This is a genomic window from Clostridium sp. SM-530-WT-3G, assembly GCF_012843905.1.
Taxonomy (GTDB): Bacteria; Bacillota; Clostridia; order Clostridiales; family Clostridiaceae; genus Clostridium.
In genome coordinates this window covers 1-618 of sequence record NZ_JABAGC010000102.1, presented here as the reverse complement: position 1 = coordinate 618, position 618 = coordinate 1, and the positions used below count along the sequence as shown (strand labels likewise).

The 618-nt window shown below is 28.8% G+C and carries 1 protein-coding gene; it reads left to right on the top strand.

Translation table 11 applies throughout. The features are described 5' to 3' along the window. Positions 1–20: 20 nt before the first annotated feature. Positions 21–618 (top strand): transposase (locus HF850_RS15405; protein WP_347564445.1); only part of this gene is annotated, 598 nt, incomplete at its 3' end.

Genomic DNA, 618 nt, shown 5'->3' with positions numbered 1-618 from the left:
TCCATAATAATAGTGTTGAAATGAAGCATGTTAAGAAATTAAGGAAGAAGCTATATTCAATAAAAAAAACTGAAGGAATTGGATTTGTTCATGGAAAGGGAAAAAGAAAAACTGCTTTGCAGCGTTCGATAGAAACCCTTGAGGATTATCATAAAAAATTTAAAGAATACACTAATAAAATACACTTATGTGGTAATCGTAATAGTTATTCAAAAACAGATACTGACGCTACTTTCATGAGGATGAAAGAAGATGCAATGAAAAATGGACAACTTAAACCGGCATATAATTTACAACATGGTGTTGATTCTGAATACATAACATGGTTAACAATAGGACCACAACCCACTGATACCACAACATTAATTCCTTTTCTAGAAAGCATGGAAAAGCATTTAAATTTTAAATATTTAAAAATCGTTGCTGATGCCGGATACGAAAGTGAGGAAAATTACTCATACATAGAAAATAATAATCAGATAGCATTTATCAAGCCTGCTAATTATGAAATATCTAAAACTCGAAAATATAGAAATGATATAAGTAGAATAGAAAACATGAACTATAACTATGATGGTGATTATTATACTTGCAAAAATAATAAAAGATTATATGCAA